The 14,552-nt window shown below is 71.6% G+C and carries 14 protein-coding genes; 6 read left to right on the top strand and 8 right to left on the bottom strand.

Going from position 1 to position 14,552, the window contains the following annotated elements; translation table 11 throughout:
• The first annotated feature begins 54 nt into the window (after positions 1 to 54).
• Complete coding sequence (gene recQ / locus ACWDN5_RS19440) at positions 55 to 1,890, top strand: DNA helicase RecQ (RefSeq protein ID WP_449677284.1); 1,836 nt, start codon at positions 55 to 57, stop codon at positions 1,888 to 1,890.
• Between the two features lies 1 nt (position 1,891).
• Here the strand turns inward: recQ and ACWDN5_RS19435 are convergent, their stop codons facing one another.
• Entirely contained in the window at positions 1,892 to 2,107 is a 216-nt protein-coding gene (locus tag ACWDN5_RS19435; RefSeq protein ID WP_449677283.1) for an antitoxin, read from the bottom strand.
• 162 nt (positions 2,108 to 2,269) lie between these two features.
• Between ACWDN5_RS19435 and add the strand changes: the two genes are divergently transcribed.
• A complete protein-coding gene (gene add / locus ACWDN5_RS19430; RefSeq protein WP_449677282.1) occupies positions 2,270 to 3,244 on the top strand; it encodes an adenosine deaminase in 975 nt (324 codons plus the stop codon).
• On the opposite strand, the gene ACWDN5_RS19425 is transcribed toward add, so the two are convergent.
• Together ACWDN5_RS19425 and ACWDN5_RS19420 are read right to left on the bottom strand one after the other, a co-directional pair.
• Positions 3,222 to 4,589, bottom strand: coding sequence for a vWA domain-containing protein (locus ACWDN5_RS19425; RefSeq protein ID WP_449677281.1), 1,368 nt, complete (start codon positions 4,587 to 4,589; stop codon positions 3,222 to 3,224). The genes add and ACWDN5_RS19425 overlap by 23 nt on opposite strands.
• Positions 4,586 to 5,467 carry an AAA family ATPase gene (locus ACWDN5_RS19420; protein ID WP_310977373.1) on the bottom strand — a complete coding sequence of 294 codons (882 nt, stop codon included), beginning with the start codon at positions 5,465 to 5,467 and terminating at the stop codon, positions 4,586 to 4,588. The genes ACWDN5_RS19425 and ACWDN5_RS19420 overlap by 4 nt, the downstream gene beginning before the upstream one ends.
• 63 nt (positions 5,468 to 5,530) lie before the next feature.
• Between ACWDN5_RS19420 and mgrA the strand changes: the two genes are divergently transcribed.
• From mgrA to ACWDN5_RS19405, 3 genes are all read left to right on the top strand, one after another.
• Positions 5,531 to 6,559 (top strand): L-glyceraldehyde 3-phosphate reductase, encoded by a 1,029-nt coding sequence (gene mgrA / locus ACWDN5_RS19415; protein WP_310977374.1) that lies wholly within the window; start codon positions 5,531 to 5,533, stop codon positions 6,557 to 6,559.
• An 87-nt stretch (positions 6,560 to 6,646) separates the two neighbouring features.
• Positions 6,647 to 7,312 (top strand): TetR/AcrR family transcriptional regulator, encoded by a 666-nt coding sequence (locus tag ACWDN5_RS19410; RefSeq protein WP_449677280.1) that lies wholly within the window; start codon positions 6,647 to 6,649, stop codon positions 7,310 to 7,312.
• Between the two features lie 16 nt (positions 7,313 to 7,328).
• Complete coding sequence (locus tag ACWDN5_RS19405; RefSeq protein ID WP_449677278.1) at positions 7,329 to 8,198, top strand: TIGR03564 family F420-dependent LLM class oxidoreductase; 870 nt, start codon at positions 7,329 to 7,331, stop codon at positions 8,196 to 8,198.
• Between the two features lie 71 nt (positions 8,199 to 8,269).
• Here the strand turns inward: ACWDN5_RS19405 and ACWDN5_RS19400 are convergent, their stop codons facing one another.
• Positions 8,270 to 9,130, bottom strand: coding sequence for an SDR family NAD(P)-dependent oxidoreductase (locus ACWDN5_RS19400; protein ID WP_449677277.1), 861 nt, complete (start codon positions 9,128 to 9,130; stop codon positions 8,270 to 8,272).
• A 117-nt stretch (positions 9,131 to 9,247) separates the two neighbouring features.
• Here ACWDN5_RS19400 and ACWDN5_RS19395 point away from each other — a divergent pair, with 117 nt between their 5' ends.
• Entirely contained in the window at positions 9,248 to 9,526 is a 279-nt protein-coding gene (locus ACWDN5_RS19395; RefSeq protein WP_449677276.1) for a cyclic-phosphate processing receiver domain-containing protein, read from the top strand.
• On the opposite strand, the gene ACWDN5_RS19390 is transcribed toward ACWDN5_RS19395, so the two are convergent.
• From ACWDN5_RS19390 to ACWDN5_RS19375, 4 genes are all read right to left on the bottom strand, one after another.
• The gene (locus ACWDN5_RS19390) at positions 9,523 to 10,746 is read right to left on the bottom strand and encodes a PucR family transcriptional regulator (RefSeq protein WP_449677275.1); all 1,224 of its coding nucleotides are present in this window, start codon (positions 10,744 to 10,746) and stop codon (positions 9,523 to 9,525) included. The genes ACWDN5_RS19395 and ACWDN5_RS19390 overlap by 4 nt on opposite strands.
• 135 nt (positions 10,747 to 10,881) lie before the next feature.
• Positions 10,882 to 11,340: a (2Fe-2S)-binding protein gene (locus ACWDN5_RS19385; RefSeq protein ID WP_003056009.1), complete on the bottom strand. Its 459-nt coding sequence runs from the start codon at positions 11,338 to 11,340 to the stop codon at positions 10,882 to 10,884.
• Positions 11,341 to 11,348: 8 nt separating this feature from the next.
• Positions 11,349 to 13,583 carry a molybdopterin cofactor-binding domain-containing protein gene (locus ACWDN5_RS19380; protein ID WP_449677274.1) on the bottom strand — a complete coding sequence of 745 codons (2,235 nt, stop codon included), beginning with the start codon at positions 13,581 to 13,583 and terminating at the stop codon, positions 11,349 to 11,351.
• 217 nt (positions 13,584 to 13,800) lie between these two features.
• Positions 13,801 to 14,541 carry a DUF427 domain-containing protein gene (locus ACWDN5_RS19375; protein ID WP_449677273.1) on the bottom strand — a complete coding sequence of 247 codons (741 nt, stop codon included), beginning with the start codon at positions 14,539 to 14,541 and terminating at the stop codon, positions 13,801 to 13,803.
• Positions 14,542 to 14,552: the final 11 nt, after the last annotated feature.

The following is a 14,552-nucleotide window of genomic DNA, read 5'->3' as shown; positions in this document are numbered from 1 at the left end:
ACCCCGCGGCGGGCCGGGCCGGAACTGTCGGACCCCCGCTCTATAGTCGGGCGGGTGGCAGAGACCGACCTCGCACCCGCGTCCGACGCGCTGGAGACCCTCCGGCGCGTGTTCGGCTACGACAGCTTCCGCGGCGACCAGGCGGCGATCGTCGAGCACGTGATCGCCGGCGGCGACGCGCTCGTGCTGATGCCCACCGGCGGCGGGAAGTCGTTGTGCTACCAGATTCCCGCGCTCGTGCGGCCCGGCGTGGGCGTGGTCGTCTCGCCGCTGATCGCGCTGATGCAGGACCAGGTGGACGCGCTGCGGAACGCCGGCGTCCGCGCCGGTTTCCTCAACTCCACCCAGGACTACCTGGCGCGGCAGGAGGTGGAGTCGGCGTTCCTCAACGGCGAGCTCGACCTCCTCTACCTGGCGCCGGAACGGCTTTCGGTGGAATCCACCGTGCGGCTGCTCGACCGCGGCAAGATCTCGCTGTTCGCGATCGACGAAGCGCACTGCGTCGCCCAGTGGGGCCACGACTTCCGGCCCGACTACCTCCAGCTCTCCGCGCTGCACGAGCGGTGGCCGGACGTGCCGCGGATCGCGCTGACGGCGACCGCGACCGAGGCCACGCACAAGGAGATCGCGGCCCGGCTGAACCTCGACGAGGCCCGGCACTTCGTCGCGAGCTTCGACCGGCCGAACATCCAGTACCGGATCGTCGGCAAGAACTCGCCGCAGCGGCAGCTGCTCGAACTGCTGCGGACCGAGCACCAGGGTGACGCGGGGATCGTCTACTGCCTGTCCCGCAACTCCGTCGAGAAGACCGCGGAGTTCCTGGTGCAGAACGGGATTCCGGCGGTGCCCTACCACGCGGGGCTCGACGCGCGCACCCGCGCGAAGCACCAGTCCCGGTTCCTGCGCGAGGACGGGCTGATCGTGGTCGCGACGATCGCGTTCGGGATGGGCATCGACAAACCGGACGTCCGGTTCGTCGCGCACCTCGACCTGCCGAAGTCGGTGGAGGGCTATTACCAGGAAACCGGCCGCGCGGGCCGCGACGGCCTGCCGTCGACGGCCTGGCTCGCGTACGGGCTGCAGGACGTCGTCCAGCAGCGCAAGATGATCGACACGTCCGAAGGCGACGAAGCGCACCGGCGGCGGCTGGCCGCGCACCTGAACGCGATGCTCGCGCTGTGCGAAACGGTCGAGTGCCGCCGCGTGCAGATCCTGAACTACTTCGGGCAGGCGGCCGGGCCGTGCGGCAACTGCGACACGTGCCTGAACCCGCCGGAGAAGTGGGACGGCACGATCCCGGCGCAGAAGCTGCTGTCGACGGTCGTGCGGTTGCGCAACGAGCGGCGCCAGAAGTTCGGCGCCGGCCAGATCATCGACATCCTGCTCGGCAAGTCCACGCCGAAGGTCACGCAGTTCCAGCACGACACGCTGAAGACGTTCGGCATCGGCACCGAGCTGCGCGAGCCGGAGTGGCGTGCGGTGGTGCGGCAGCTGCTCGCGCAGGGCCTGCTCGCCGTCGAAGGCGACTACGGCTCGCTCGTGCTCACCGAAACGAGCGCGGAGGTGCTCGGCGGCGATCGCCAGGTGCTGCTGCGCCGCGAACCCGAGCGCGTCGCCGCCGCGAAGGTGCGCAACACGCGGAAGGCCGCCGCCGCGGTCGAGATGCCCGCGGAGGCGGCCCCGCTGTTCGAACGCCTGCGGGCCTGGCGCGCCGGTGTCGCGAAGGAACAGGGCGTGCCCGCCTACGTCGTCTTCCACGACGCGACCCTGCGCCAGATCGCCACGCAACGGCCGGCGTCGCTGGCGGATCTGGGCACGGTGAGCGGCGTCGGCGAGAACAAGCTCGCCAAGTACGGCGCGGGGCTCCTGGAGGTCCTGACCGGAGCGTGACCTACCGGCCGGTGGCCTGGCCCGGGTGGCCCGGCTGGCCGGTCACCGAGTTGACCTTGCGGACCGCGCCGGCGATCTGCTGGTGGTACTTGCCCTTGGTCTTGTCGTCGACGAACTTCGCGGCCTTCCCGACGGCCTGGTTCACCTTTTCGGGGTTCTTCTTGGCGTACGCACGGGCCGCACCGGCGGCGCCGGCCAGCATGGTCAGCTTCTTCATCAGAGGCACGGTGGCCCTCCCTCGTCGGTTGCGGTCATCCTGACAACGCGGACGAACCACCCGGAGGTTCCCCGTGTGACGAGGCCCAAAACCTGAGCCCGCCGCGCCCGGCCCCGGAAAATGCCGCGCGGAAGGCCGCCGGCCGGGCCTAGGCTCGCGATCATGCGCGACCTGGCCGCCCTGCCGAAGGCCCACCTGCACGTCCACCTGGAGAGCACGATCCGCCCGGCCACGCTGCGTGAGCTCGGCGAGGCGAACGGCGTCGACGTCCCGGGCGAACCTCCGGTGTTCGACGGCTTCCGCGCCTTCGCCGACTACAACGCGCTCATCCGGTCGTGCCTGCGGCGTCCCGAAGACTTCGAACGCATCGCGCGCGAGTACTGCGAGGACGAAGCCGCCCAAGGCACGCGCTACGCCGAAGTCACCTTCACCGCGGCCTCACACGGGGAACGCCTGGGCGACCTCGAAATGCCGCTGCAATCCGTCCTCAAAGGACTGTCGCAGAGCGATGATCTGGAGTGGCGGCTGCTGCTCGACCACTCCCGGCGCCGGTCGGTCGAGCGGGCCGAACGCACCCTCGAACTGGCGCTGAAGTACGACGAAGTCTTCGCGATCGGCATGGCGGGCGAGGAAAACCACTCACTGCAGCCGTTCGCCACGCTCTTCGAGAAGGCCCGCGCGGCCGGGATCCACCTGCTCCACCACACCGGCGAAGACGCCGGGCCCGACAGCATCCGCGAAGCCCTCGACGTCGGCCGCACGGAACGGCTCGGCCACGGCATCCGCGTCCTCGACGACCCGTCGCTGGTCGCCGAGGTGCGCGACCGGGGGCTCGCCTTGGAGGTGTGCCCGTCGTCGAACGTGACGCTGGGCCTGGTCCCGTCGCTGCCCGAGCACCCGCTCCCCCGCCTGCTCGAGGCGGGCCTGACGGTCACGCTCAACACCGACGTCCCATCGGTCACCGGCGCCGCGCTGGCCGGGGAGTACGCCCGGGTGCAGCGGGCTTTCGGCTACGACGACACGACGATGGCGGAGTTCGCCCGCGCGAGCGTCAGGGCGTCCTTCGCGCCCGAAGCGACCAAGAAGGCCATGCTGCGTGACATCGACGCCTGGCTCACACCGGCAGCAGGCGGGTGACCAGCGTGCCGAGCTGGTGCACCGTGCGGCACTCGTGCATCTCCACGACCTCGGCGTACTCCAGCGCCGCCGAGTCCCCCGTGGACCACAGCGACCGCCGTTCCGGGTTGAGCCAGTAGACGTGCCGGGCGCGGGCCTTGATCTCGCGGACCGCGTCGAGGTTCGGGTCGCCGCCGTTGGTGCGGGCGTCGCCGAGGATCAGCACCGACGTCCGGGGGCCGACCGCGTCCAGCCAGTTCTCGGTGAACTGGCGCAGCGAGCCGCCGTAGTCGCTGTGGCCGTCCCAGCGCACCAGCGCCGCTTCGGACAGCATGCGCGCGCCCAGGTGCTCGGGGTCGGCCGCGCCCGTGGTGACCAGGTGGGTGACCTCGTCGGCGCTGTCGACGAACGCGAACACGCGGATCTTGCTGAACTGGTCGCGCAGCGCCTGCACCAGCAGCATGGTGAAGTTCGCGAACCCGGCCACCGACCCGGAAAGGTCGCACAGCAGCACGATTTCCGGCCGCCCGGGCCGCCGGTGGCGGTACGCCGGGCGCAGCGGCACCCCGCCGGTCGAAAGGGACCGGCGCAGCGTGCGGCGCAGGTCGATCTGGCCCCGCGTCCGCCGGCGGCGGCGCGCGGCCAGGCGCGTCGCCAGCTTGCGGGACAGCGGCTGGATCGTCCGCCGGAGCTCGGCGAGCTGGTTGCGGCTCGCGATGAGGAAGTCGACCCGATCGGGCGACGGGGCGATCGCGTGCTTGGCGACGCGCTCGCGGCCGCGGACTTCGGCCGCCCGGCGGCGCGCCTCGGTGCGGACCTGCCCGCGGAAGCCCTCGACGCGGCGGCGGATCTCGTCGCGGTCGAGCCGGTCGGGAAACTCGCCGCGGGCGCCGCCGCCGCGGACCGCGGCCAGCACCCGCGCGATCAGCGTCTGCGGCTGCAGCCGTTCCAGGGTCTGGTGGGCGGAGAAGCCGCCGCCCGGCCCGGACGCCGAGCCGTACTGGCCCAGCATGTCGACGGCGAGCCCGGCGAGCTGCGCCAGCGCCTGCTGGTCACCGTCGGCGAGCGCGGCGGCCAGCTCTTCGCGCAGCTCCTCCAGCGTCGTCGGCTGGTCTTCGCGGGCCCGCTCGGGCGCGCCGATGCCCGCCGGGAAGTAGAGGTCGAACGCGGCGTCGAAGACCGCCCGCTGCCCGCCGCGGCGGACCAGGGCCGCGGCTAGGCCCTCACGGACGAGCGCACGGTCGTCCATCCCGAGGACCTCCAGCGCGGCGGCGGCGTCGACGGTCTCGGCGGGCCCGGCCGGGATGCCCTGGGCGCGCAGTGCCTTGACGAACGCCGCGAGCCGCTCCGGCACGCCGCCGGTCACGACGCGTCCAGGACCTGTTCGAGCCGCAGGCCGGCGCCCGCCTTGGCGATGTCGTCCTGGTGCTTGAGCACGACGCCGAGGCTCTCGCGCACGACCCGCTCGTCCAGCGTCGACGCCCCGAGCGCGAGCAGGGTGCGCGCCCAGTCGATGGTCTCCGCGACCGACGGCAGCTTGCGCAGGTCCATCGCGCGCAGCGCGGCGATCACCCGGACGACGGAATCGGCGAGAGCGGCGTCGATCCCGGGGACCTTGAGCCGGACGATGTCGCGCTCGAGGTCCTCTTCGGGGAAGTCGATGTGCAGGAACAGGCACCGGCGGCGCAGCGCCTCGGACAGCTCGCGGGTGGCGTTGGACGTCAGCACGGCGAACGGCGCGCGCGTGGCGGTGATCGTGCCGAGCTCGGGCACGGTGACCTGGAAGTCGCCGAGCACCTCGAGCAGGAGGCCCTCGACCTCCATGTCGGCCTTGTCGGTCTCGTCGATCAGCAGCACGGTCGGCTCGTCCGAGGAGATCGCGGTGAGCAGCGGGCGGCGCAGCAGGAACTCCTCGCCGAAGATGTCGGTGCGGGCCTGCTCCCACGTCTCGTCGCGGCCGGCGGTGATCCGCAGCAGCTGCTTCGCGTGGTTCCACTCGTACAGCGCGCGGGCCTCGTCGATGCCCTCGTAGCACTGCAGGCGTACCAGCCGCGAGCCGCTGACCTGGGCGACGGCCTTGGCGAGCTCGGTCTTGCCGACCCCGGCCGGGCCCTCGACCAGCAGCGGCTTGCCGAGCCGGTCGGCGAGGAACACCGTGGTTGCCACCGCCGTCGAGGCCAGGTAGCCGGCTTCGGCCAGCTTGGCCGACACGTCGTCGACGGAGGTGAAGAATCCGGTGCCCACCACGTGCCTCCTAAGCGGTCGCTCACCAGGAGCGTACCCGAAGAGCGGGCTAGCATCGGCCGCGTGACCTACCTCGCCGCTTCCGGCCGCTACGACTCGATCCCCTACCGGCGCTGCGGGCGCTCCGGGCTCAAGCTGCCCGCGATCTCCCTCGGGCTGTGGCACAACTTCGGCCACGACAAACCCCTGGAGACCCAGCGCGCGATCACCCGCCGCGCGTTCGACCTGGGCATCACCCACTTCGACCTGGCCAACAACTACGGCCCGCCGTACGGCTCGGCGGAGGAGAACTTCGGGCGGCTGCTGGCCACCGACTTCCGGCCGTACCGCGACGAGCTGGTGATCTCCACGAAGGCGGGCTACGACATGTGGCCCGGCCCGTACGGCGAGTGGGGCTCCCGCAAGTACCTGCTGTCCTCCCTGGACCAGTCGCTGGGCCGGATGGGCCTGGACTACGTCGACATCTTCTACTCGCACCGGTTCGACCCCGAGACGCCCCTGGAGGAGACGGTGGGAGCGCTCGACGCGGCCGTCCGCGCCGGGAAAGCGCTGTATGTCGGGATCTCGTCCTACAGCTCGGAGCGGACGGCCGAGGCCGCGCGGCTGCTGCGCGAGCTCGGCACGCCGCTGCTGATCCACCAGCCGTCGTATTCGATGCTCAACCGCTGGATCGAAGCGGACGGGCTCCTCGACACCCTCGAAGAAGCGGGCGCCGGATGCATCGCGTTCTCCCCGCTGGCGCAGGGCCTGCTGACCGACCGGTACCTGAAGGGCGTCCCGGAGGATTCGCGCGCGGCGCAGGGCAAGTCGCTGGACCCGGACACCCTCGACGAGAACCGGCTCGGCCGGGTCCGCGCGCTGAACGACATCGCCGGCCGCCGCGGGCAGTCGCTGGCGCAGCTCGCGCTGGCCTGGGCGTTGCGCGACAGCCGGGTGACGTCGGTGCTGATCGGCGCGAGCAGCGTGAAGCAGCTCGAGGACAACGTCGGCGCGCTCGGCAATCTCGAGTTCTCGTCCGAGGAGCTGACGGAGATCGACGGCCACGCGACGGACGCGGACATCAACCTCTGGAAGCGTTCGTCCGACTCCTGACCCGGCGCGACGCGAGCACGGCCTCGAACCCGGGTCGTGCTCGCTCGACGTTTGACCAAATGAGAAATTTGGTCATATGATTTCGGCGTGCCTCCTGCCGAAGACCGAGCCGAACGGGCCGGGCGCATCCTCGACGCCGCCGCCGACCTGCTCCTGCGGGTCGGCTACCGGCGCACGACCATCGAGGACGTCGCCGAGCGGGCGGACGTCGGCAAGGGCACCGTCTACCTGCACTGGAAGAACCGTGAAGAGCTGTTCCTGGCGGTCCTGCTCCGCGAGTCGGTCGGGGTGCTCGAAGAGCTCGTGGCGACGATCGCGGCCGACCCGCTCAGCGTGCGGCTTTCGCGGCTGACCGAGATCCAGTACGCCAACGTGCTGAAGCGCCCGCTGCTGCGGGCCGGGTACGCCGACGACGCCGAGACGCTCGGCAAGCTGCTGCCCAAGCTGCACGGAAAACTCGACCCGCGGCACGCGGAAGCCTTCGTCGAGTACCTGGACCTGCTGGCCGCCAACGACCTGCTCCGCACGGACCGGCCGGTGCGCGAGCTCGTCGTCGCTTTCCAGGCCGTGCTGAACGGGTTCCTCGGCGCCTCCCCGCCACCCGAGCCGGCGCTGATCGCCGACACCGTCGCGCACGCCTTCGAGCCGCTCGCCGTGTCGACGAGGCAACTGCGCGAGGTGGCGCCGCGGGCACTGACGCTGTTCACCGAAGCCGTCGCGCTCGACCGCAAACAGCTCGAACGCGCCTACTGACCACCTGGGAGGACCCGTGCGCACCGGAATCCTGATCGACGAGCTCGGTGTCGGCTTCGACGCCATGACGGCTCAAGCCCGCGAAGCGGCGAAGCTCGGCTACAGGACGCTCTGGGTGGCGCAGCGCGGCGGGTGGGACGCGCTCACGGCGCTGCCGGCGCTCGCCGCGGCAGCCCCCGGGCTCGCCTTGGGGACCTGCGTCGTGCCGACGTACTCGCGGCACCCGCTCACCATGGCCGCGCAGGCACTGACGGTCCAGGCGGCGGCCGGGGTGCCCGTCCACCTCGGCCTCGGGCTGAGCCACCGGTTCATCGTCGAAGGCGAGTTCGGGTATTCCTACGACCGCCCGATCCGGCACCTGCGCGAGTACCTCCAGGCGTTGCACCCGTTGCTGCGCGGGGAAAAGGCGGACGTCCACGGCGAATCGCTGACGGCGTCGGGCGCAGTGAACGCCCCCGGCGCGGAGCGGCCGGCGGTGCTGATCGGCTCGGTGAGCCCGCAGTCGACGCGGCTGGCGGGCGAGCTCGCCGACGGCGTGATCACGACCTGGGCGGGCCCGCGGGCGATCGGCGAGTTCGTGGTCCCGGCGCTGGGCGGAGCGTCCCGCGTGGTCTCCGGCCAGCTGGTCTGCGTGACGTCCGAAGTGGACGAACGCCGGGCGTGGGTGGAACAGACGTACGGCGGGGCGGCGAACATCCCGGCGTACCGGGCGATCCTCGACCGCGAGGGCCACGAGCGGGTGTCGGACAGCGTGCTCATCGGCGACGAGGAAACCGTGCGGCGCCAGGTGAAATCCCTCGAGGACGCCGGCGCGACGGAGCTGCTGGTGATCCCGATCGGCTCGGCGGAGGAGCAGGCCCGCACCCGCGAGCTGCTGGCGGCGTGAACCGCTCGCCGACCGGGCCTGGCGAGCTTCCTCCGACGGCCGGCCCGCGGGGGCGCCCCCCGGTTTCCACTCTACCGGGGACCACCGACAATTCCGGCGGGAGCGCCCTGGGCCTCCGCCGACAGGTGCTGCCATTCGTCCCAGGTCGCGAGCCGGTCCGCGTACGCCTGGCGGATCATCGGGTGGAAGCCCTGGCCGAACAGCACTCGCAGGGGCGGGTTGGGCGTGTCGACGATCTTGAGCAGGGCCTGGGCCGCCGCCGCCGGGTCGCCCGCCGGCTGCTTGCCCGCCACCTCGGCGAGCCGGCTGCGGAGTCCGTCGTAGACCGGGCTGGTCACGGCGACGTGGCCGTTGGCGAGGGGGTCCGGGTTCTTGCCGTCGCGGGTGGCGTAGCCGCCCGGCTCGATGATCGTCACCTTGACGCCGAAGTCGGCGACCTCCCGGGCCAGGGTTTCGTTCAGCGCTTCGATCGCCCACCGGGACGCCTGGTACGCCCCGCCGAGCGGCATCGCGATCAGCCCTGCCGCCGACGACAGCTGGATGAAGTGGCCGGCTCCCTGTTCGCGCAGCACCGGCAGGGCGGCCTGGATGACCCACAGCGGGCCGAAGACGTTGGTCTCCAGCTGCGCGCGCAGCTCCTGCTCGGTCAGCTCTTCGATGGCGCCGATCTGCGCGTAGCCGGCGTTGTTCACGACGACGTCCAGCCGCCCGAAGTGCTCGGCTGCGCGCTTCACGGTCTCGAAGACGGCGGCCTTGTCGGTGACGTCCATCGCCAGCGGCAGGACCGCGTCGCCGTAGGTGGCGACGAGCTCGCCGAAGCTTTCGGTGGACCGTGCCGTGGCGGCCACCCGGTCGCCGCGGCCGAGGGCGGCTTCGACGAACCGGCGGCCCAAACCGCGGGACGACCCCGTGACGAACCAGACCTTGCTCATGGCGTTTTCCGTTCTGCTGAAGGCATCCGATCGACCACGAGACACCGGAGGCCCGCCACCCGTGACAAAGTGCGCGCGTGACGCCGGTCACCCGGCCACGGCCGTTAGGTTGACGAGGTGACCGAGCGACTCTGGGTGGACGACCTGCGCCCGGCCCCGGACGGCTGGACCTGGGCGAAGTCGAGCACGGAGGCGATCGCGCTGCTCGCGGCGGGCGAGTTCGCCGCCATCTCGCTGGACCACGACCTCGGCGGCGACGACACGACCCGCCCGGTCGTCCTCTGGCTGTGCGAGCACGACCGCTGGCCGGCGGAGGTGCGCGTCCACACGGCGAACCCGGTCGGCCGCGAGTGGCTCACCGGGATGGCCCGGCGGTACGGGCCCGGGGTGCGCTAACGCGGGGCCGGCAGGTGGGTCGCGTCCGGGAAGAGGTTCAACGCCCGCAGCGCCGCGCCCAGCTCGGCGATGTCCGCCGGGTTCGTCAGCGACCTCCCCAGCTCTTCGGTGATCCTCTTCAGGCGGTGGCGGATCGTGTTGGGGTGGCAGAACATCCGCTCCGACGTCAGCTTCGTCGACCCCTGGCAGTCGAACCAGGCGCGCAGCGTCAACAGGAGCACGTTGCGGTCGTCACCCGGCAGGTCGAGGACCGGCTGGAGGACGTGGTGGGCCAGCTGCACCGAGGCCTCCGGGGCACTCGCCACCAGGCCGGCCAGCGGGGATTCGGTGAACTGGACCAGCCCCGGCGTCCCCGGCGTCATGCTCGACAGCGCCACCCGCGCCAGGTGCAGCGCGCGGGCCGTGTTGCCGAGGCCGGTGAACACCGGGCTCATCCCGACGCGGCCCACCGGGTGCTCGCGGACCAGCGCCACGATCGCCGAAGCCGCGGCGGGGTCGCGCAGGGACACCACCCCCACCTGCAGGTCCGGGGTGAGCCGCCACGCCGAGGCGTGCTGGGCCGCGCGCAACCGGGCCTCGATCTGCGGGAGCGGTTCGTGGCCCAGCCGCGGGGTCTCCGCCGCGACGACGACGAACGTGCCGTCCAGGGACAGGTCGAGCACGCGGGCGATGTCCCAGAGCGTCCCCTCGGTCGCCGCGCCGCCCGCGAACAGGGCCTCCACCAGCGCCGAACGCCGGTTCTGGTGCGCCACCATGACCTCCGCCGTCGTGTCGCGGTAGGCCGTGGTGAGGGCTTCGGCCAGGTCGTCGATCAGCGCCCAGATCGCCGTGGTCGCCGCGACCAGGCCGGCGAGGTCCTGCGCACCGGCGGTCAGCTCGACGAACCGGTGCCAGACCTCGGTGAGCCCGATCCGGTAGGCGCGCAGCAGTTCCGGCAGCGGCGCGCCCTGCAGGGCGCGGGCCCGGCCGGTCGCGCGGGCCTGGGACAGGTCGGGCACGTCCGAGCCGCGCAGCGTGCGCATCACGTGCTCGAGGTTGGCGCGCACCGAGTTCCGCAGCTCGGCGTGCGTGACGAACCGGGCATCGGCGTAGACCGGCATTTCGGCGCGGATCTGCCGGACCGTGCTCTCGACGAGTTCCGGCAGCTTCCGCTCGACCTCGGTGGCGAGGACGGCGACGCGCGGGGCGAGCCCGTCGGACAGAAGCGCCTGGTAGTGCATGGTGGCCTCCGGTCCCCGGCCTCTCCGTCGAGGTCCGAGACCGACATCCAACCCCACCGGGGCCACCACGTTCGGGTGAACTTGCTACAAGAACCGCGGATGCGGAGGTTCTTTTGTGGAACCTCCGCATCCGCGTCAGGCCATCTTGGCGGCCGCGCTCTTGATCGCCTCCCGGATCCGGAAGTAGGTGCCGCAGCGGCAGACGTTCTGGATGGCGTCGATGTCGGCGTCCGTCGGGTTCTTCGTCTTCTTCAGCAGCGCGACCGCCGCCATGATCTGGCCCGGCTGGCAGTAGCCGCACTGGGCGACGTCCTGCTCCAGCCAGGCCTCCTGGACCGGGTGCAGCTCGTCGCCGTCGGCCAGACCCTCGATCGTGGTGACCTCGCGCCCGGCGCACTCCGACACCGGCGTGACGCAGGGGTTGAACGCCTCGCCGTCGAGGTGGCTGGTGCAGGCCTTGCAGACGTTGATGCCGCAGCCGTACTTCGGCCCGCGGACCTTGAGCTTGTCGCGCAGCGCCCACAGCATCGGCAGGTCGGCGGGCGCGTCGACGGTGACGGTCTTCCCGTTCACCACGAAGGTGTAGTTCGGCATGGCTCTCCTCAGCGCGGGAACGGGTCGAAGTCGACCGGGAAGGTGATCGGGAAGCTGCGGGGCTTGATCCCGGTCGCCCGGGCGTAGGCGTTGGCGATCGCGCCGACCGGTGCCGGCAGGCCCAGCTCGCCCGCGCCGCCGATGTCCCCGGTCGCGGGCATGACGTGCACCTGGACGTCCATCGGCGAGTTCTTCTGCCGCGCGTAGTGGAACTGCGAGTAGCTGCCCTCCAGCGGCAGGCCCCGGTCGATGTGCAGGCCCGCGGTGAGCGTCGTGGAGATCGCGTCGGTCAGGCCGCCGAGCATCTGCGCCTGGATGCCGCGCGGGTTCACCGGCTTGCCGACGTCGACGGCGATGGTCGCCTTCGTGACGCGCGGGTGCTTCGGGTCGCGCGCGTCCAGCTCGACCAGGCAGGCGGTGTAGGACTTGTACTCGCCGTGCACCGCGATCCCCTGCGCGAACCCGGCCGGCATCTTCTTGCCCCACTCGCCGAGCTCGGCGACCTTGTCGAGCACCGCGCGCTGCCGCGGCTCCTTGATGAACTCGCGGCGGAAGGCCACCGGGTCCTTGCCGAGCTTCGCCGCGATCTCGTCGACCATGATCTCCTCGGCGCCCCGGGTGTTCGCCGAGTAGACCGACCGCCACGCCGAGGTGTGGAACTTCAGCGGGACCTCGTTGAGCAGCTGCGTGGTGACGCCGAAGTTGTACGGCGACTTGACGGTCAGCAGGAACACCGTCTGCGCGAAGCTGAGGTTGCCGCCGACGGGCAGCTTCGCCGCGAACGCCGTGAGGATCTCGCCGAGGCCGTGGCTCCAGTCGGTTTCGACGCTCGCGACGCGGTGTTCGAACGTCAGCACCTGCCCGAGCGCGAAGGTCGCGCGGATCCGGTGGTAGCTCGCCGCGCGCGCCCGGCCGTGGCGCATGTCGTCGATCCGGCTCCACATCAGCCGGACGGGCTTCTTCATCGCCTTCGAGATGTGCGCGGCTTCCAGCGCCGCGTCGAAGAACAGCCGCCGCCCGAAGGACCCGCCGCCCTGCTGGACGTGCACGGTCACCTTGTTCTCCGGCAGGCCCAGTTCCTGCGCGATGGTCTGCTTGGCCACGATCGGCGACTTGAGCCCGGCCCAGATGGTCGCGCTGTCCTCGCGGACGTCGGCCACCGCGGAGTTCGACTCCATCGGCGCGTGGCTGGCGAAGGCGAAGTCGAACTCGCCGTCGACGTACTGGGTCAGCAGCGGCGGCACCACGAACGGCAGCGCGGCGGCCCGCAGCTTCTTCTTGATGCTCTCGTTGTCCTCGCCGTCGACCGTGCCCGGCCCCCACGTGACGTCGAGGGCGTTCTTGCCGTCGAGGGCTTGGCCGAACGTCTCCGCCATCACCGCGACCCCGGTCTTCACGACGGCGATGTCGATGATCCCCGGCATGGCGCGGACGGCGGCTTCGTTGTTGACCTTCTGCACGGTGCCGTTGATCGTCGGCGGGCGCCGCACCATCACCGGGTTGGCACCGGGGACGTCGAGGTCGAGTGTGTAGACCTGCTTGCCGGTGACCATCGCGCGGGCGTCCTTGCGCGAGGTCGGCGTCCCGACGAGCGTGTGTGCCGACTCGGCCTTCGGCTGGATCGCCCCGACGCTCAGGCCCGAGCGGGACGCGGGCCCGGCGAGGACGCCGTAGGAGGCACTCCGCCCGTCGGGCGCCCACACCGCGCCGTCGCGTGTGGACAGTCGCGAGGCGTCGGTTCCCCACTGCGCCCCCGCCGCGGCGACCATCCGGGCGCGCGCGGTCGCCGCGGTGGCGCGGACCGGGTCGTAGAGCGAGCGCATCGTGTTGGAGCCACCGGTGAGCTGGTTGAACAGCAGCTCGGTGCGGGCGTCGGAGAGCACGACGTCGACGCGGTCGAGCGGCAGGTCCAGCTCTTCGGCGACGAGCATCGCGGTCGCCGTCGTGATGCCCTGGCCGACCTCGGCGCGCGGCAGCTGCAGCCGCGCCCGGCCGTCGGCGGTCATTTCGAGCACGAGCATCCCGGCGGTCGGCGCGCAGGACAGCGTCAGGACGTCGCCGAGGTCGAGGATCTCCGCCGGCTGCGGCAGGGTCGGGACGACGGCCTCGGCGCGGGCCGGGGCCACCGCGTCGGCGGTGAACTTGGTGGCGACGGTGAGCGTGGGCGCCGCGACCAGGTAGGTCAGGAAGCGGCGGCGGCCGACCTGCCCGGGCTCGGGCTGTTCGGTGGTGGGACTGGCCATCGGGGATCCCTTGCTGGGTGGTGGCGGGGTGCGCGCCACGCTAAGGACCCCTTGACACGGCGTCAACGCGGAGTAGTCGAGTTCGCCCATCTCTGTGACGAGGTGACAGCGGAAGCCGCCGAATGTGTGCGCCGCCACAGCGCCGGATGGTGGAGCGGGCTGGTTCGGCCGGTCCACGATCGCCACAAGACCCGAGGTATAGGGCGTTATACGCGGGTCAGGCGAACTTCGTCTTCGGGCGGTCCTGGCGCACACCGTCCACGTAGACGTCCACCTTCTCGTCGAGGAACGCCACCAGCCCCGCGGCCCGGATGCTCTCGGGCAGCGGCGTCGGGTAGCTCCACGCGAGGTCTTCGTGCCCGGCCACGTCGAAGTGCTCCGCGGCGCCCTTGTACGGGCAGTGCGTCACCACGTCGGTCTTCGCCAGCAGGTCCATCCGGACGTCCACGCGGGGCAGGTAGTAGCGGGTCGGCAGGCCCGTCTCGAACAACAGGTGCGGTCGCACCGAGTCCGCCACCGCCACGCCGTCGACCTCGATGCGGACGTGGCGGGAGCTCGGGAGGATGTCGACGCGGACGCCCGGGTCGCGCGGGTGCGTGAAGATCTGCTCGTCCTCTTCGAACCAGTCGAACGCGCCGAACTCGAAGCGGACGTGGCCGCGGAGCTCTTCGATCGGGGAATCCGGGTACTCCAGCGCGCCGTCCACCGCCTCGGCCGCGGCACCCTTTATCGTCGACAGAACAGCTTCTCCGCGGCTCGGCGAGTGCGCCGTCCGGCCGGAGGGGGTGAGAACGCCGCTCACGACGTCCGCGCGCGGGATGTAGTACGTGGGGTAGTACGGAACTTCCCACACCAGGAGGGGGTGCACCGTGTCCGCGACGACCTGCCCGCCGAGGAACACCCGTACCCTCTTCGCGCCCTGTGCCACGCGGACCCGGCCGCGTCCCGGAGTGCTCATGCTCCGCTCAA

It is taken from the genome of Amycolatopsis sp. NPDC003731, from assembly GCF_053586895.1.
This window is presented reverse-complemented; position numbering and strand designations above follow the sequence as displayed.